The sequence below is a fragment of the Pelagibius sp. CAU 1746 genome, assembly GCF_039839785.1.
Taxonomy (GTDB): domain Bacteria; phylum Pseudomonadota; class Alphaproteobacteria; order Kiloniellales; family Kiloniellaceae; genus Pelagibius.
Window position 1 is genome coordinate 15,414 of the sequence record NZ_JBDOQT010000002.1, and the last position, 15,973, is coordinate 31,386.

The 15,973-nt window shown below is 66.2% G+C and carries 17 protein-coding genes; 5 read left to right on the top strand and 12 right to left on the bottom strand.

All coding sequences use genetic code 11. The features are described 5' to 3' along the window. The first annotated feature begins 123 nt into the window (after nucleotides 1-123). Nucleotides 124-1,038: a LysR substrate-binding domain-containing protein gene (locus AAFN88_RS17000; RefSeq protein WP_347521713.1), complete on the top strand. Its 915-nt coding sequence runs from the start codon at nucleotides 124-126 to the stop codon at nucleotides 1,036-1,038. Between the two features lie 62 nt (nucleotides 1,039-1,100). Here the strand turns inward: AAFN88_RS17000 and AAFN88_RS17005 are convergent, their stop codons facing one another. Then, complete coding sequence (locus tag AAFN88_RS17005) at nucleotides 1,101-3,176, bottom strand: FAD-dependent oxidoreductase (protein WP_347521714.1); 2,076 nt, start codon at nucleotides 3,174-3,176, stop codon at nucleotides 1,101-1,103. Between the two features lie 162 nt (nucleotides 3,177-3,338). Between AAFN88_RS17005 and AAFN88_RS17010 the strand changes: the two genes are divergently transcribed. Beyond that, nucleotides 3,339-4,346, top strand: coding sequence for an alpha/beta hydrolase-fold protein (locus tag AAFN88_RS17010; RefSeq protein WP_347521715.1), 1,008 nt, complete (start codon nucleotides 3,339-3,341; stop codon nucleotides 4,344-4,346). A gap of 103 nt (nucleotides 4,347-4,449) precedes the next feature. On the opposite strand, the gene AAFN88_RS17015 is transcribed toward AAFN88_RS17010, so the two are convergent. From AAFN88_RS17015 to AAFN88_RS17025, 3 genes are all read right to left on the bottom strand, one after another. Further along, a complete protein-coding gene (locus AAFN88_RS17015) occupies nucleotides 4,450-5,175 on the bottom strand; it encodes an SEL1-like repeat protein (RefSeq protein ID WP_347521716.1) in 726 nt (241 codons plus the stop codon). 47 nt (nucleotides 5,176-5,222) lie between these two features. Next, on the bottom strand, nucleotides 5,223-5,543 hold the full coding sequence (locus tag AAFN88_RS17020) for a hypothetical protein (RefSeq protein ID WP_347521717.1): 321 nt from the start codon (nucleotides 5,541-5,543) through the stop codon (nucleotides 5,223-5,225). Nucleotides 5,544-5,744: 201 nt separating this feature from the next. Next, on the bottom strand, nucleotides 5,745-6,230 hold the full coding sequence (locus AAFN88_RS17025; protein WP_347521719.1) for a YajQ family cyclic di-GMP-binding protein: 486 nt from the start codon (nucleotides 6,228-6,230) through the stop codon (nucleotides 5,745-5,747). Nucleotides 6,231-6,703: 473 nt separating this feature from the next. Between AAFN88_RS17025 and AAFN88_RS17030 the strand changes: the two genes are divergently transcribed. Beyond that, entirely contained in the window at nucleotides 6,704-7,054 is a 351-nt protein-coding gene (locus AAFN88_RS17030; protein ID WP_347521721.1) for a PilZ domain-containing protein, read from the top strand. Nucleotides 7,055-7,140: 86 nt separating this feature from the next. Here AAFN88_RS17030 and AAFN88_RS17035 read toward each other — a convergent pair whose 3' ends face one another. Then, complete coding sequence (locus tag AAFN88_RS17035) at nucleotides 7,141-7,584, bottom strand: FliM/FliN family flagellar motor switch protein (protein WP_347521723.1); 444 nt, start codon at nucleotides 7,582-7,584, stop codon at nucleotides 7,141-7,143. Between the two features lie 166 nt (nucleotides 7,585-7,750). Between AAFN88_RS17035 and AAFN88_RS17040 the strand changes: the two genes are divergently transcribed. After that, entirely contained in the window at nucleotides 7,751-8,251 is a 501-nt protein-coding gene (locus AAFN88_RS17040; RefSeq protein WP_347521724.1) for a thermonuclease family protein, read from the top strand. 354 nt (nucleotides 8,252-8,605) lie between these two features. Here AAFN88_RS17040 and AAFN88_RS17045 read toward each other — a convergent pair whose 3' ends face one another. From AAFN88_RS17045 to AAFN88_RS17075, 7 genes are all read right to left on the bottom strand, one after another. Next, nucleotides 8,606-9,121, bottom strand: coding sequence for a TadE family protein (locus tag AAFN88_RS17045; protein WP_347521725.1), 516 nt, complete (start codon nucleotides 9,119-9,121; stop codon nucleotides 8,606-8,608). 11 nt (nucleotides 9,122-9,132) lie between these two features. Continuing rightward, nucleotides 9,133-9,642, bottom strand: coding sequence for a TadE family protein (locus tag AAFN88_RS17050; protein ID WP_347521726.1), 510 nt, complete (start codon nucleotides 9,640-9,642; stop codon nucleotides 9,133-9,135). A 13-nt stretch (nucleotides 9,643-9,655) separates the two neighbouring features. Further along, nucleotides 9,656-10,978 (bottom strand): pilus assembly protein TadG-related protein, encoded by a 1,323-nt coding sequence (locus tag AAFN88_RS17055; protein WP_347521727.1) that lies wholly within the window; start codon nucleotides 10,976-10,978, stop codon nucleotides 9,656-9,658. Between the two features lie 152 nt (nucleotides 10,979-11,130). After that, the gene (locus AAFN88_RS17060; RefSeq protein WP_347521728.1) at nucleotides 11,131-12,570 is read right to left on the bottom strand and encodes an amidase family protein; all 1,440 of its coding nucleotides are present in this window, start codon (nucleotides 12,568-12,570) and stop codon (nucleotides 11,131-11,133) included. Nucleotides 12,571-12,594: 24 nt separating this feature from the next. Continuing rightward, a complete protein-coding gene (locus AAFN88_RS17065; RefSeq protein WP_347521729.1) occupies nucleotides 12,595-13,398 on the bottom strand; it encodes a PhnD/SsuA/transferrin family substrate-binding protein in 804 nt (267 codons plus the stop codon). A gap of 3 nt (nucleotides 13,399-13,401) precedes the next feature. Next, the gene (locus AAFN88_RS17070; protein WP_347521731.1) at nucleotides 13,402-13,836 is read right to left on the bottom strand and encodes a GFA family protein; all 435 of its coding nucleotides are present in this window, start codon (nucleotides 13,834-13,836) and stop codon (nucleotides 13,402-13,404) included. Further along, nucleotides 13,833-14,693, bottom strand: a complete 861-nt coding sequence (locus AAFN88_RS17075) for a helix-turn-helix transcriptional regulator (protein ID WP_347521733.1) — start codon at nucleotides 14,691-14,693, stop codon at nucleotides 13,833-13,835. The genes AAFN88_RS17070 and AAFN88_RS17075 overlap by 4 nt, the downstream gene beginning before the upstream one ends. A 205-nt stretch (nucleotides 14,694-14,898) precedes the next feature. On the opposite strand from AAFN88_RS17075, the gene AAFN88_RS17080 reads away from it, so the two are divergent. Next, complete coding sequence (locus AAFN88_RS17080; RefSeq protein WP_347521734.1) at nucleotides 14,899-15,885, top strand: fatty acid desaturase; 987 nt, start codon at nucleotides 14,899-14,901, stop codon at nucleotides 15,883-15,885. Nucleotides 15,886-15,973 lie beyond the last annotated feature (88 nt).

A 15,973-nucleotide genomic window follows, 5' to 3' on the forward strand; every position in this document is an offset into this window, starting at 1 on the left:
AGAGCGAAGTGAAGTCCATCTTAACATATTCTGTCTAATATAATTATCGCCGGAAGTGATCCATAAAAGTTATAACCGGCGGCGAAACCCGAAGCCACGCCGCGGACGAACCGAGAGCGAGCCATGAACCTGCGCCAGATCGATGCCTTCAGAGCCGTCATGATTGCCGGCAGCGTGACCCATGCCGCCGAGCGGCTGAACGTCTCCCAACCGGCGATCAGCCGGCTGATCGCCGAGCTCGAAAGGTCGACGGATCTGACCCTCTTCGTCCGGCGCCGCGGCGGCCGGCTTCAGCCCACGGCCGAGGCGGAAACTTTCTTCAGGGAGGTCGAGCACTCCTTTACCGGTCTCGAGAAGCTCCGGCAGAGTGCGCGCGACATTCGCAACTTCGGCAGCGGCTATATCCGCATTGCCTGCCTTCCGGCGCTGGCCATGGGCTTCATTCCGAAGGTCATCAAGAGATTTCGCGCGGACTACCCGAAAGTCTCCGTGTCGTTGCAGACGCGCAGTTCCTCGACGGTGCGCCATTGGGTCGGCGCGCAGAGGATTGATTTCGGCCTGGCGTCTCCGGGGCCGGAAGCGCCTGGCGCACGCAGCGAACTCTTCGCGCGGGTCCCGGGGGTCTGCGTCATGCCCGAAGGCCATGCCTTGGCGCGCAAGGCGGTCATTCGACCCGAGGACCTGGAGGATCTTCCTTTCATTTCCCTCGCCCTGGAAGACCGGACGCGCGTCCTCATCGACCAGTTGTTCGAAGAGGCCGGCGTAAAACGGCAATCCTTCATCGACACCCAGTACGCGGCCACGATCTGCGGGCTGGTTCTGGAAGGTGCGGGCATTTCGATCATCAGCCGCTTCACGGCCCGCGACTTCGAAGACCGGGGAATCGTCGCCCGGCCGTTCTCGCCCTCGATCCATATCGACTACAATCTCTATGTGCCGCAGCACCGCCCCCTGTCGCAGATCGCGACGAGCTTCATCGAAGTGATGAACCTTTGCCGCGACGATTTCCTCGCCGCCGAACAGACGGTAAAGGCCTAGACCCTTTTCCGCAGAAGCGCCGCGATTGCCTGGCGCGGCGGGGCCATTCGCGGCGGCGCCCCCTAACCGACGCGGATCGCCTCGCGCCGGAACGGCGTTACGTCGGGATCGATGGCCTCGCCGAACTCGCGGGCGTAGCGGTGGCCGGCATAGACGGCGGCGGCAATGGTCGCCGGCGCGTGGCAGTCGCCGATGGTCCGAAGGCTTTCAATCCCCGACTCGCCCCACTGCGCTTCACGGACCTTCAAATCCAGATAGATTTCGTCCCGAGGCCGGCGCGAGGTCACCAGCACCAGCGCCGCGCAGTCGAGGCGCGCCGGCGCGCCGGTATAGGCGCAGGCGAGATCGACGGCGTCGCCGTCACGCGCGGTCAGCAGCGTGCTGAGACGCAGGGTCACGCCGGCCTGCACCAGGCGCTTGTGCACGAAGGGCTGCTCCATCGTCTTATCCGTCCAGGGCGAGACCACGGCCGCCGGCGTCACCAGGGTCACCGCGCGCCCGGTCTTGGCCAACAACTCGGCCAACACCCCGCCCATGACGTAACCCTCGTCGTCGTAGACCACCAGCGGTCCTTCGGGCAGGCGGTCGAGGCCGTCGCCCTCGCCGAGAAAGTCGTCCGGCGTGAAGACGGCCGTACCGTCCAGGCCCGGCAGCGGCCGGAAGCCGTTGCGCCCGATGCCGTCGCGCCGCCAGGCCGCGCCGGTGGCGATGACGACATGGGGAATGCCATAGCCCAGGATGTCCTCGGCGGTCAGTCGGCTGGCCAGATACATCTCCACGTTGGCGAGCTTGTGGAGCTGGCCCAGCCGCCAGTCCTTCACCCGGCCCCAGGAGGAAAGCCCGGGCAGGCGCGATTCATGGAGCGAGCGCCCGCCCCAGGCTCCGGAAGCTTCGGCCAGCACCACCTCCAGGCCGCGCTGGCCGCAGGCGCGCGCCGCCTCCAGCCCGGCCGGACCGCCGCCGACCACGAGCACCCGCTCGCGGTTCCTCGCGGGAGGGATCGCCTCCGGATGCCAGCCACGCCGCCACTCCTCACCCATGGTCGGGTTCTGGGTGCAGCGGATCGGCGCCGAGACCTCGTCGCCGGAGACGCAGATATTGCAGCCGATGCACTCGCGGATGTCCTCGATGCGGCCTTCCTCGATCTTCTTCGGCAGAAAGGGGTCGGCGATGGAGGGCCGCGCCGCGCCGATCATGTCCATAATGCCCTGCTTGACCACCCGCACCATGGCATCCGGCGAGGTGTAGCGCCCGACCCCGACCACCGGCTTGGTGGTCAGCGACTTCACGAAACCGATGTAGCGCTCCTGATAGCCTTCCTCGGCGAAGCGCGCGGTCTGGCTGTCGTTCTGCCAGGTGGAGACGTTGACATCCCAGAGGTCGGGAAGCTCGGCCAGACGCTCCACCACCTCACGCCCCTCGCCCTCGGCGGAGATGCCGTCTTCGCCCAGCAGTTCGTCGACGGCGAAGCGGAAGGCCACGGCGCAGCGGTCGCCGACGGCCTCCTTGGTGTCGATAAGGATTTCCCTGGTCAGGCGCAAACGGTTCTCCAGGCTGCCGCCGTATTCGTCCGTCCGTTCGTTGTGGCGGCGCGAGAGAAAGTGCTGCAGCACCGTCATGTCGTGGCCGGCATAGACATAGACGATGTCGAAGCCGGCCTCCCGCGCGCGCAAGGCCGCCTGGCGGTGCCAGCGCCGCAGGTTCGCGATGTCGGTCTTGTCCATGGCGCGGGCCTGAAGCGGCGCGCCGTTGTCGATCACGCGGTGCGAGGGGGCCAGCGGCACCTCGCGGCTGTAATGGTTGGCGGCATGCTGTCCGTTGTGGACCAGCTCGATGCCTGCCAGGCCCCCCTGGGCATGGACCGCCTCCGTCAGAGCCCGCAGGTGCGGCAGATCCTGATCGTCCCAGATGCGGTTCTCCAGATAGGGCGTCACCTCGGCCGAGTGATGAATCTCCGCTTCCTCGGTGCAGACCACGGCCCAGCCGCCCTCGGCCTTGACCCCACGCATGGCCGCGCTGGAACTGGGGTAGCGGTAGCCCATGCCGCAGCAGTGCGGCACCTGATAGAAGCGGTTGCGAGCGGTAACCGGGCCGATCCGCACCGGCTCGAAGAGAATGTCGTAACGAGGATCGCGCATGGAGGCACCCGGGGACTGAGAAGAATGGCTTCCCTGGTAATAGCCGCCGCAGCAGGCCCGGCGCCACCGCAAAAACGCCGCGGGGCGGCGCGGCGTTGATCCTCGCCTCCAGGAGCGATAGACAGGGGCCACAGACCGCAACGGCCGGAGCAGGACACCATCATGCGCAGCGACCGCAACGCCCCGCGGGGTGTAATTCACATTCTGGAATTGGACTCCGCCCTGTTGCGCGGCAACCTGCTGGGCGACCCGACGGAACGCCAGGTTCCGGTCTACCTGCCGGCCGGTCACGACGGCGCGGGCCTGCCTTTGCTGGTCGATCTGGTGGGCTTCACGTCCGGAGGACCGGCTCACCTCAACTGGAAGAACTTCGGCGAGAACCTGCCCGAGCGCCTGGACCGGCTGATTGCAGCGGGCGAACTGCCGCCGGTGGCCGTCGCCTTCCCCGACTGTTTCACCCGCCTGGGCGGCAACCAGTACGTCAACTCCGCCGCCCTCGGCCCTTGGGAGGACATCCTGATCCGGGAGGTCGTGCCTCTGATCGAAGACCGCTTCGCTTGCGGCGGGCCCGGCCGGCGCGGCCTCTTCGGCAAATCCTCCGGCGGCTACGGCGCGCTGGTCAACGCAATGCGTCACGCCGACTTCTGGGCCGCCGCCGCCTGCCATTCCGGCGACATGGCTTTCGAGCTCTGCTATCTGCCGGACATGCCGGCAACGCTGAGAGCGCTGGCCAAGAAGGACGGCTCCGTCGAGACCTTCATCACCGACTTCGAGGCCGGGCCGAAGTGGTCCGGCGGCGACCTTCACATCCTCATGTCACTGGCCATGTGCGCCAGCTACGACCCGGACCCCGCGGCCTTCTGCGGCGTGCGCCTGCCGGTCGATACGGAGACCTGCGAGGTGATCGCCAAGCGCTGGGCCAACTGGCTGCAGTGGGACCCGGTGATCATGGCCGAGAGCCGGGGGGCGGAGTTGAAGAAGCTGAAGGCGTTGTGGATCGACTGCGGCACCCAGGACCAGTACAACCTGGTCTATGGCGCCCGCCGGCTGCATCGCGGCCTGACCGGCCTAGGGGTGGACCACGTCTACGAAGAGTTCCCCGACAATCACTCCTCCATCGACTATCGCCTCGACCGCAGCCTGCCCTTCCTCGCCAGGGCGCTGGCCTAGCGACGCCCCGCCGGCCTCTCGCCGCGGGGAAAAGGCCGCCGCACAGGGTGCCTCAGGTCTAGGAAGGAACCGCCCTGCCGGCGTCGAAGCCGCTTGCCGAGGATCAGCGGGCGGCAGTCCCGGCATCGGCCCCCGGCGCGGGCCCCATCACCAGGCTTTCCGGAATTTCGCCAGCCTGCAGGGCATCGAACTGCCGCGCCAGAGCGAGCGCCGCTTCCAGGTCGTGGCGCTGCAACTGCTGCCAGACAACGTCCATGTTGGCGCGCACCTGGCGCTCTCCCGCCAGATAGGCGAGCCCATACCAGCGGTAGGCCTCCGCGTAGTCACGCTCCACGGAGACACCCTCGGCGTAGAGGAAACCGAGGATCTCCATGGCCTGCGGATCCCGGCGCCGAATGGCGCGCAGGCGGATGGTCGCGACATCTTCCTGCGACAGGTTCGTGGGCTCGGCGCCTTCCAGAAACGTCAGCCAGCGCGCATCCTCCTCGATCAGCGGCGGCCCCTGCATCGATGGCAGTTCCGCGTTTGCCGGCAACTCCTGCGGCTCGCCGCACCAACTGGGCGGACGGCGGGCATGGTCGCAAAGATAGATGCGCATCATGGTGGTGGCGTTGGCCCACAAGGGGTGCTCCCAGGGCGAAGCGCCCGCATCGCCGTTACCGGCGCCCGAAGCTCCGGAAAGGGCACCGGCAGCCTGCGCGTCCCCGGCCTTGGCCCCGGTGTCGTGTCCCTCGGCCGCCTCGGCCCGCGGCAGGTCGAGCCCGGCCCAAAGCGGGACCGACAGCATGACCGTCAGAACTGTTGCGGAAATCGGGCGTCGCATGATCATTCGGAAATTCCTGCCGCGCGCCGCCCGGGCCGCGCCGCGGTCGTCCCTCAGCAGGCGTTGGCGGCTGCGGGGCGGTGCGCCTCGAGCGCGCCCGGCAGGATCGAGAGGACATCCTCGATCAACCGGCCCTGGGCCAGGGGCTGCCAGGCCGCGTCCAGCGCGTAGTACCAGCCCTGGGACTTGCCGATGGCGCAGATCAGGCATTGATGGTCATAGTCGAGCAGGGCGATAACCAGCTCGCCGGCTTCGGTCTCGACGGGCACGCAGGCACCGGCCAGGCCGCGATCCACCAGTTCGCTTCCGCGGTTCAGCAGGACATGGATGTCCGCCCGCGTAAAATCAGGATAACCAAGGGGCAATACCGACATGGACTACTCCACCGTTGGCGGCTTTGCCCTTTACATTCCTCCCCAAACGTAACGATGTGGTAAATGCGCGGCGGCAATCGCTCGGATTGGCCGGGCTGCTGAATTGTTTTCGTTAACAAGAGGTTACCAGCCAGCTTCCAGCCGCCGTTCCCGGTCCGGAAATCAGCCCGGCGGGCTGGGCCGCCGCTCCCTGCGCGAGGCTCAGTCGCGGAAGTTTTCGTACTGCAGCGGCTGCTCGATCTTCATGTCTTTCACAAAGGCGATGGCCTCCTGCAGGTCGTCGCGCTTCTTGCCCGTGACCCGCAAGGTATCTCCCTGAATGGCGACCTGGACCTTCAGCTTGCTGCCTTTCAGTTCCTTGACGATCTTTTTCGCCAGATCCTGCGCGATCCCTTGCTTGATGGTGACCTCCTGGCGGATGGAATTGCCGGACGCCTTTTCCGGCTTGCCCAGATCGCAGACGCCGGGGTCGATCTTCCGGCGGGTCAGATAGGTGCTCAGCAGGTCGTGCATTTGCCGCAGCTTCAGATCGTCGTCGGCCAGGATCGTCAGTACCGCCTCCTTACGTTCGATCGAACAGTTCGCGCCCTTGAAGTCGTAGCGGGTCCCGATCTCCCGCATCATGCCACTGACGGCATTGTCGACCTCGTTCAGATCGGTTTCCGAGACAATATCGAACGACGGCATTGCAAGTATCCCCCAACTTCTGAATAGGAACTGGCCGGCCCCTGCCGCCCGAACCGTACCGGGCCGAGTCGCCGGGCCGCCAGTTTCGCCCAGATCGCCCTCCGCGAGAAGCACCCAGGCCCGAATTGCCGCGGCCTGCGGTGCCGCCGGCCGCCCCGCGGCAAGACTCCACAAGTATTCGGTCAAGAACACCGTTGGTCAGAAGCGCGGAAGATCTTCACGCAAACTGCAGAGACCTGGGGTTTTCCGCCGCCGGGGGTGACGGATCGGGCCGATGCCGCCGCCGCCCCACCGCATACAAGCAAATTACCACCAAATCGAAGAGCTGCAATTACACGAGAAGTCGTGGATTTTCTGGCCGTGACTTTTTTGTGGTCTTGGCCGATTGAAAAAGAACGAAGACGATTAGTAACTTGTTAACCTATCTCGCCAATGCTCTACCTGGGCCTGAGTAGACCGAGAACGGAGTTCCGATGACTTCGAAGATTGGACCAGAGCACCTGCGAGATTTCGAGCGCCGCCGATCGCTGCGCTTCGTGCTGCCGCATCAGGAGGACGTCGTCCTGACCGCGGCAGGGCGAGAGTATCGCGGTAAGCTCGAGGACGTCTCCGTCGGCGGAGCCAAGCTGCGTCTCACCGGCGGGCCGCCGGCGCCCTCGGACGTCTCCCTGAGCCACGAAAGCGCGGGCGTCATCGACGGCGTCTGCATGTGGCACGACGGCGAAAGCCTGGGCATTTCCTTCGAACTCACCGACCCGGCGCTGCGTCTGATCTCGCTCTGCCTGCGCCAGGGCGTGCCCAACGGCAATATCCACGCCGCCTAGCCCGGTCTTGCCGGGGTCACGGTCCTGAGTTTCCGTTTCACGAGTGAAGTTGGACGAGACCCGCCATCGGGCCGCGGGCGGCGGCGTCAGCTGCCTTCGCGCTTGACGATCTCGGTGATCTCGATGGCGATGCGGTCCTCCACCACAACCACCTCGCCCTTGGCGACGAGTTGATCGTTGATGCGCATTTCGATTTCGTCACCCAGGCTGGTCTCCAGCTCCACGACGGCGCCGCGCCCCATACGCAGCAGCTGGCTGACCGGCATCGAGGCCGTGCCCAGAATTGCGTAAGCTTCCAGCGAAACCTCGTGGATGGCAGGGATCTTTACGAGCGGCACCTCGCCGGCGCCCTCGGCGGAGGTGGGTTCGGGCGCCGCGTCGCCGCCGCCTTCCTCCGCTTCGCCTTCCGCCGCCATGGCTTCCCATTCCGCCATCATGGCGTCCTGGTCGACATCGCCCTCTTCCGCGGACTCTTCGGCCGTGGATTCTTCGGCCGGCGTCTCGGCCTTTTTCTCGTCTTCGTCCGGCATGTCTGACCTGCCCGCTGTTCGGCGTCCCCATCGCCCGCCCCGGAGCGTCCCGCCCCTCCTAAGGGGAGAGCGAATCGGCTGCCAGATAATAGGAGAGCGGCAGCCCCTCCGCAAAGCGATCCTGCGACGCCTTACCTTGCGGCGGCGCTTGTGGCAAGTTCGCCGGATGCTACCACACCGCACCACCGCCGGCGGGCACGCCCTGCGCCTCGCTCTCGCCGTCCTGCTGTCTCTCGGCCTCGTTGCCCCGGTCCCTGCCCAGATGGGCAAGGCGGACATCCGCGGCCAGGCGCCCCAGGCAATCGATTCGGGCCTGCTCGATTTTGGCGGCAAGCCCGTTTATCTCTACGGCCTGCGCGGCGCGCGTCCCGATCAGAGCTGCACCATGCGCAGCGGCCAGACTTGGCCCTGCGGGCGCGAAGCACGCTGGGCGGCCCGCAACCGCATCGCAAACCACTGGGTCGAATGCGTCGAGCGGGCCCGCGGCCCCGGCGGCGAAGTCTTCGCCCTCTGCTATCTCGGTGGAGTCGGCGGGCCTGAGTTGAATGCCTGGCTCGTCGAGCAGGGCTGGGCTCTGGCCGCCCGCGACTATGCCCAGGACTACGCGGCCGCCGAAGACGCCGCCCGGGCGGCAGGCCGGGGCCTGTGGCGCGGTCAACAACCTTAACCAATCCCGATCACACCAGTACCCGCCAGGTCAGAGAGCCGTGAAAGTCTGTGAAAATCTGCGGAAGTTAACTATTAACAGAAAAAATTAAATAAAAATCGAAACGATATCTTGGTTATTTATTACATTATATAGTTAATTATTTGCATTTCGATTGATTTTTGAGAAGCCGCTGGCTACCATAATACTACTGCTATGCCAGTATTAAGCCATACGGTGTCCAAGCGACAACACTGTGTGACCTACCTAAAGCCACGAATATTCCTCTCGGCCCCGGAATTCCCCCTCCGGGGCCTTTTTTCTGAGGCTCTCCGCCGCAAGCCGGAGAAGTGGCGGGGAAAAGGCGCCCTCGGGCTAACGCCCGCAGCCGATGGGCGAACCGGTGACCACCGGAGCGGCCCCCAGGGGCGGCGGGATCAGGAAGCCCCGCGAATTGCCGCTGATGGTGACGGTATCGTCCGGCAGAAAGGGCATCAGGAATTCGAAGTTGTAGCTGACTTCGACGGAGATGGTGCGGGTGTTGTCCGCCGGATTGACGGGACCGGTGACCACGATGGCGTTGATGCGGGACCGCTTGACGCCCAGGAGGCAGTCTTCCGTCAGGTCGCGCACCTCCTCCTCGCTGATGCTGTAGTTCACCACCGCATAGCGCGTCGCCTCCTCCGCGGCGAAGGTCACCACGCCCTGAGTGTAGGCAGCCCGCCCCAGTTCGATCACCCCGAAGAACAGCGTCAGGAAGACCGGCGCCATGAGGGCGAACTCGACGGCCGTGATGCCCGCACAGTCGCTGCACAGGCGGCGCCAAGCGCCCGGGAAGTGCCGGCGCTGGACCTCCGGGTTTTCGATCGGCAAGACCGCTGAAAACTGCATCGGCGTCATCCTCAATTCAGCCGCACCGAGCCCTCGGCGGCCAGATCCACGCTCGTCCCAACGCCGGGATAGGCGAAGAGCAGATCAAAATCCTGGCTGAGCCGCACTCGCACGAAAGCGGAGCGTTCGATGCCGCCGCTGCAGAGCGCCACGCCGCCGGGCGCCGAACACTGGGATGGGGAACCGTCCGGGCATTCGCAATAGAATTCCACATCCAATGCGGTACCCGGCGCGCCCTCGTAGAAGGGCGCCGTCTCCCATACCGCCGTGCGGATCGGATTGACATCGCCCTGCTGGGGACGCCGCACCAGGGCATACTGCGTGCCCGCGCGCACGGCATTCTCCAGCTCGGCATGGCGCTTGTAGGCCAAGCCGAAATCGATGACGCCGATCATCAGGAGCCCCAGGACCGTTGCCACGAAGGCGCCCTCGATGGTCACGACGCCTCTGCGACAGGCACCGAGCTTCCGCCAGTGGCGGACGGCGGCGGTACCCCAGCGTGCCAGATTCTTTCCCAGCATGACCTGCCTCCCCCTATTCAACCAGCTGCACGCGCAACTGGTTCACCTCCTGCAAGCCGAAAGCGGCGCAGGTGGCGGGGTCGTTGGTGATGTTCGCTTCACCGGTAAACTCGACGGTCCTGGCGACAATGTGCAGGCAACTGGCGCCGGACGCCGAAGCACTGCCGCCGTACTCCACCTGGCGCTGAGGGAAATACAGGGCGCCGGTCAGGTTGACCTGGGCTTCACCGTTGAACTTGCTCTCGATGATGCTGCTGGTACCGGAACTGGCCATGGGATCCTGGTAGAACAGAATCCCCGCCATCTCGCCGGTGGTGGTCGGCGTCAGGGTGATCTCGGCGCCGCCGTTGATCTTCACGTTGCCGACGGACCCCGGCGTCGCACCGGTCAGCACGATGGTCACTTCGTCACCGGTCAGCACCGCCTGGGCCCCGACCTCGAAGTCGCCGTCGGCCACGATATAGATGCCCGGCGCAAGGTCGGCGGTTCCATCGATCCGCAGGCCACCGCAATACCGTCCAGGCTGAAGCGGCGGAGAAAGGTAGGTATCGGTGGTCTGCGCCCAGAAATTCGTCTCGCTGCAGGTCGTCGGATCGACCGGCATGATCACGTCGGCGTAAGGGTCGTCGACGCGCTGCGAATAAGGCTGCACCGGACTCTGGGTAATCAGTGTCGCGGTGTTGCCGACATAGATGTCGCCATAGGCCTGGGCCGGATTGGCTTCCAGGATGGCCGACCCGGCAATATAGATCGAGCGGTTGCTGCTGGAGTTCGACGCGATGCCGCAGCCCAGTCTCACATTGGCGTCGCCGGTAAAGGTGATGGCGCGGTCGGCCTCGTGGTCCAGCGCGATGACGCACTGCGGCCCGTTGTCGACGCCGGCGCCGGTGGCGCGGGCGCTGACCTCGACCGGGCCCACGCCGATCGCGCCGAGGAAGTAGAGCGGCACGTTGCGCGTGACGCGGACCTCGGCCGCCCGGTTCAGGCCCGGATAGAGGCCGCCCTGTGGCGGCGCAAAGCTCTGCAGCCCATAGCCGTCGGCCGCGTTCCAGCCGTTGCGGGCGGCGCCTTCGACGGCCGCGCTCTGCACCGACGCCGAATTGCCGCCCGCCATGACCGCATGCGTCGCGGCAATGGCCGCGCCGTCGGCCATGTTCTGCATGGCGCGGCGTTGCGAATACCAGTGAGTCAGATCGACGCTGAGACCGGCAAAGCCGATGATCGTCGGCAAGAGGACCGCGGTCACCGCCAGGGCACCGCCGTCGCGGTCCCGGACCAGCGCGAGGGGTTTTCGAAGCATCACCGCAAAGCGGCGCTTCACCTGTGTAAGCGTCACCGAAGGTACTCCTGTTGCATCGCCTCTGAGGTCAATCTCAACAGCAGCCGGTTAACGCCTGACTAAATCGGGTAATTTAAGTAATTGTTTTTTCTAGATAATTCATCCGATGATTGTATTTCCAAAAGAATCTCGATCAAAGAGGCGTATTTTTATACGGCCAGTTGACCGAGGCTCGGCTTGTACGCCTTTGTCGTTTCATCCGCGGCAAAGGCCGCTTCCAGGGCGAGCCCCAGGCGCAGCAGATCGGCCTCCCCGCCGCGGCGCCCCACGACCTGCAGCCCGAAAGGCAGGCCGTCCTCGTCCTTCCCGCAGGGCAGCACCAGGACCGGGTGCGCGGCCAGGGTCAAAGCATAGGTGATGGCGATCCAGGAAATGTAGGTTTCGAGCGGCTGCCCGTCGATCTCCCGTGGGAAGAGTTGGGTCTTGTCGAAAGGCTGGATCGAGGCCACCGGGCAGATGAGCGCGTCGTAACCCGCCATGAAGTCGATGAAGCGATGATAGAGCCGGGTCTGCGCGGCCATGGCCTCGGCCACGTCTGCCGCACTGAAGGTCAGGCCCAGCTTGACGTTGGCGGCGACGTTGGGCCCGGCTTGTTCCGGCGTGCGCTCGACCAGCTTGCGCAGGCGGCCGAGAAAGCCCACCGCGCGCAGAACCTCGAAGCAGCGGTCGGCGCCGGCCAGCGGCGGTGCGGCTTCCTCGCAGTCCGTCAGCCGGGCAACCCGCTCGACCCTGTCGCGGAACAGCCCGCGCACCTGCCGGCTCACCGGCGCCACCCCCAGGTCTTCGGAAACGGCGATGCGCAGGCCGTCGAGCGAGAGCGGGCGCAACTCCTCGAAGTCCTTGCCGTCGGCGAAGCCGGTCAGCGGGTCGCGGGGATCGCTGCCGGCCATGGCCCGCAGAAAGAGGGCGATGTCGCCGACGTCGCGCGCCATCGGCCCTTCCGTCCAGAGCGGCGACCAGGCCATCTCCTTGCGCACCATGGGCACCACTCCCGGTGTCGGGCGCAGGCCGACGACGCCGCAATAGGCCGCCGGCGTGCGCAGCGAACCGCCGAGATCGGAACCACTGGCCAGCGGCAGCATGCCGGTCGCCAGCGCCACTGCGGACCCTCCGGAGGACCCGGCACAGGTCCGCCGCACATCGAAGGGATTGGCCGTGGTGCCGTAGACCTCGTTGGTGGTGTTGGCGCCGGCGCCGAACTCCGGGGTATTGGTCTTCGCGGCGACGATCCCGCCGGCCGCGCGCAAGCTCGCCACCAAGGGGTCGTCCTTCTGCGGCACGTGCCGGGCATAGCGCGGCGAGCCGAAGGTGGTGGTGAGGCCCTCGGTCTCGTTCAAGTCCTTGATGCCGAGCGGCAGACCGTGCAGGGGGCCGAGTTCGTCTCCGGCCGCCACTGCCGCCTCGGCCGCCCGCGCCGCCGTCAGCGCCGCCTCGCGGTCTTCGGCCACTATGGCGTTCAGCACCGGGTTCACGGCATCGATGCGCCGGTGGCAATCGGTCAGCAGCTCGACCGGCGAGATCTCCCGCCCGCCAATCAGGCGGCGCAGCTCGACGGCGGAAAGATCACAGAGGCTTTCGTCTTGGCTCATAACGTCTCTTGGGTCGCTGGGGGATCAGGCGAGTTCGGGATAGCCGGCCGCCACGGCGGCGGCCTCGAGCTCCAGGATACGGTCATAGTCGCTCAGCGGCTTGATCACCACATCCTTGATCAGCAGGGCCGCGCGTACTTCGGCCAGGGCCGGGTCGGCGACGGCGGCGGCAAGACCGTCGCGCAGGCGCTGCAGCTCCGCCGCGCCGAGGCCGCACCGGGCGATGAAGGGCAAGGCCGGCGCTTGCGCGCTGGGGGCGAGGACGCGCAGGCGGGCGGTCAGGCCTGGATCGGTCGACTTCAGCAGATGATAGGTGACGCAGTCGATGGCGCAGACATCGGCCTCCCCCGCGGCCACCAGGGTCATGGACGCCAGGTGGCTGCCGCTCACTTTCACCTCGCTGAAGAAACGGCCGCCTTCGGCCAGCGGCGCGACGGCATGGCGCAGGGCGCTGTAGCCGCTCTGCGAGTCACGCGCGTTGGCCGCCGCCCGGCGGCCGCGCAGGGCGGCGAGGTCGGGCGCCGCGTCACCGGCGCGCACGAGAATCTCGCTGCGATAGTGCCCTCCTGCACAGCCAGGCACGTCATAGACCGGCGTCGCCACCAGCGTCACCTTGCCGGCAAGGGCGTGGGTCAGAGGATAGCCGCAGGTCTGGCTGAACAGCAGCTCCGGCGCCGTCCACAGCTCCGCGGGATCGGCGCTGCGCGTCAAGCGCTGCGGGACCTCCTCCAGACCCACGGCACGCAGCGCCGCGGCCAGGCTCGCCCACCAGGCATCGGTGGCCGCCTCAAGCCCGGGCAACTCATACATCGGCAGGCTGGCCCGCATCGCTCAGTCACCGTCCTCCGGCCATTGGTCGTCGCCATGGTCCTGCGGGAACGTCTCCAGCCCGTCGCTGAGCTCATAGAAATCGGCCTTGTCCTCGACGTAGATGTGACGCACTTGCCGGAGGCCGGACGGCTGGTCGACGCTGCCCGCGGCGACGGAAATGAAATCGTTGCCGGTGCGGTCCCAGAACAGGGCGCCGCCGCAGCGGCGGCAGAAGCCGCGCCGCACGCCCGGAGAGGACTCGAACCAGGTGACTCCCTCGGCATTCTCGATCTGCAGATCGCCGCGCCGGGCGGCGGAGAAGGCGCTGTAGTTGGTGAGGGTCTTGCGGCACTGGCCGCAGTGGCAAGCGATGACCGGGCGCATGGCCCCCTCGACGCGATAGCGTACCGCGCCGCAGGTACAGCCGCCGGTACGGACTTCCGTCTCTGCGCTCACTGCTCCGACTCCTCAAGCTCCCTCAACAGCCGGTTCAGCACCCGCGGCACCTCCGGAGGCTGCACGATAGCGCCCCGGATCAGATTGTCGAAGTGCTGCGTCAGAGCGCGGATGTGTTCGGTGGAGTTGAAGACGAAGTACATGTTGCCGATGTAGACCGCCGCGCGCGACGGCCCGAAGATGGTGACCGGCGCCGAATAGTGCTCCAGCCCGTCGAAGAGAAACCAGCGAAACGTCGGGTAGAGCTCGTCGACCAGGGCAATCATCCAAGAGAGCTGCTGCTTGCGGCTGGCGGTCGGCAATTGCTCCCATATCCCCTGGCCGCGGGCGAAGCCTTCCAGCGCCTGGATGGAGGAGCAGGCCTCCAGGTCCGTCTCCGGCCTCCGGCTGTAGGCCAGGCGCGCCTCGGCCTGCTCCAGGCGGATGGCGGGCATCGCGCTGCCCTGCTGGGTGTATTCGTAGCGGATGACCTCCTCGCCCTTCAGCAGGTCCGGCAGGGTCGAGGGCACGTAGCGGATCTTGTAGCCCACCGCCTCGGCACGCCAGCGCGCCAGGCGCTCGTCGGAATAGGAGGAAGCACCACGGGCGATCTCCGGCGCCTCGCTGAGGATGTTGGTGCCGATTTTCTCTTCCTGCACCAGCCCCAGCAGCCAGTCGGTGGAGACCTGCTCCTGCTCGGCGATGGCGGCAATGGTCTCGGCGCGCGGCAGGCGGTCGTTGGCGCCGGAGAGGAGCTGCGACAAGGTCGAACGGTCGAGCCCGGCCTTGGCCGCGAAACCGGAGCGGCTGAGGCCGGAACGCTCGATCACCTGGGCGAGGCGCTCACGGAAAGTCTCGACGGTAAGACGGCGGTCCATGGATGATGCGATGATTTAATACAACATTTGATGATTTCTCACACATATTAGAAGAAAAACGCTTCATATGTAAACAATGATGATAAGAAACTGCGAATTGTGCGCAGTCCCGCGTTGCTGCCTCGGCGCCCCTTCTGACACCTTCCTGACACAAGGCCGTTCGGGTCTTTGTTTCAGTTCAGTTCTTGGAAGGTTGTCGTATCAGGTGTTGGAAGAAGGCAGCGTCGCCAGAGAATTCGTCCGAAAACCGGTTTCGTCCCTGAAGGTCTCCAGCGAAAGGCCGCCGGCCACGGCCGCGCGGCACCTGCCGCGGCGGCTCGAGGCGCCGACTCTGCTGGTCGCCCTGGCGATCTATGGCGGCTTCGGCGCCCTCACCTGGTTCCACGCCGCCCTGCCCTGGTGGGTCCTGCTGCCCTTGGGCGCCTACCTGGTCGCCTGGCACGGCTCCCTGCAGCACGAGGTGACCCACGGCCACCCCACGCCCAGCGCCCTGGCCAACGAACTGCTGGTGCTGCCGAGCCTTTGGCTGTGGGTGCCCTTCCGGCGCTATCGCGACAGCCACCTCGCCCACCACGACGACGCGCATCTGACCGACCCGCTTGAAGATCCGGAATCCTATTACCTGGACGCCGCGAACTGGGCGGCCGCCGGGCCGCTGACCCGCACCTTCCTCCGGGTCCACAACACCCTGGCCGGGCGCCTGCTTTTCGGGCCGCTGCGCTGCGTCGTCCTGTTCTGGAAGGGTGAGATCGCCCGTGCCCTCGGCGGTGACTTCGGCCACGCCAAGGCCTGGGCGATCCATGCCGCCGGCGTGGCGCTGGTGCTGGCCTGGGTGGTCGGCGTCTGCGGCCTGCCGCTGTGGCAATACCTGCTGTTCTTCGTCTATCCGGGCATTTCACTGTCGCTGCTGCGCTCCTTCCTGGAGCACCAGGCACGCCCGGAAGTGACCGAACGCTCGGTGATCATCGAAGCGGGGCCGTTGATGAGCCTGCTGTTTCTCAACAACAACCTGCACCTCGTCCATCACGACAAGCCGGGCCTCGCCTGGTACCGCATCCCGGCGCTCTACCGCCAGCGCCGCGCCCTCTTCCTCGCCTCCAACGGCGGCTACTTCTTCAAGGGCTACGGCGAGGTCTTCCGGCGCTACTTCCTGCGCGCCAAGGAACAGCCGCTGCATCCGGCGGCGGCCTGAGGTTCCTCTGTTGGCAAGTTGACCAGGTTGGGCTATCTCACGGGGGGGATCGGCGGCTTTACCGCCGGACTGATTCTCGATCCACTAT

Bases quoted from the DNA above. Each gene is read 5' to 3' on its own strand.
- AAFN88_RS17000 (WP_347521713.1), top strand. From the start codon at position 124: ATGAACCTGCGCCAGATCGATGCCTTCAGAGCCGTCATGATTGCCGGC.
- AAFN88_RS17005 (WP_347521714.1), bottom strand. From the start codon at position 3,176: ATGCGCGATCCTCGTTACGACATTCTCTTCGAGCCGGTGCGGATCGGC.
- AAFN88_RS17010 (WP_347521715.1), top strand. From the start codon at position 3,339: ATGCGCAGCGACCGCAACGCCCCGCGGGGTGTAATTCACATTCTGGAA.
- AAFN88_RS17015 (WP_347521716.1), bottom strand. From the start codon at position 5,175: ATGATCATGCGACGCCCGATTTCCGCAACAGTTCTGACGGTCATGCTG.
- AAFN88_RS17020 (WP_347521717.1), bottom strand. From the start codon at position 5,543: ATGTCGGTATTGCCCCTTGGTTATCCTGATTTTACGCGGGCGGACATC.
- AAFN88_RS17025 (WP_347521719.1), bottom strand. From the start codon at position 6,230: ATGCCGTCGTTCGATATTGTCTCGGAAACCGATCTGAACGAGGTCGAC.
- AAFN88_RS17030 (WP_347521721.1), top strand. From the start codon at position 6,704: ATGACTTCGAAGATTGGACCAGAGCACCTGCGAGATTTCGAGCGCCGC.
- AAFN88_RS17035 (WP_347521723.1), bottom strand. From the start codon at position 7,584: ATGCCGGACGAAGACGAGAAAAAGGCCGAGACGCCGGCCGAAGAATCC.
- AAFN88_RS17040 (WP_347521724.1), top strand. From the start codon at position 7,751: ATGCTACCACACCGCACCACCGCCGGCGGGCACGCCCTGCGCCTCGCT.
- AAFN88_RS17045 (WP_347521725.1), bottom strand. From the start codon at position 9,121: ATGCAGTTTTCAGCGGTCTTGCCGATCGAAAACCCGGAGGTCCAGCGC.
- AAFN88_RS17050 (WP_347521726.1), bottom strand. From the start codon at position 9,642: ATGCTGGGAAAGAATCTGGCACGCTGGGGTACCGCCGCCGTCCGCCAC.
- AAFN88_RS17060 (WP_347521728.1), bottom strand. From the start codon at position 12,570: ATGAGCCAAGACGAAAGCCTCTGTGATCTTTCCGCCGTCGAGCTGCGC.
- AAFN88_RS17065 (WP_347521729.1), bottom strand. From the start codon at position 13,398: ATGCGGGCCAGCCTGCCGATGTATGAGTTGCCCGGGCTTGAGGCGGCC.
- AAFN88_RS17075 (WP_347521733.1), bottom strand. From the start codon at position 14,693: ATGGACCGCCGTCTTACCGTCGAGACTTTCCGTGAGCGCCTCGCCCAG.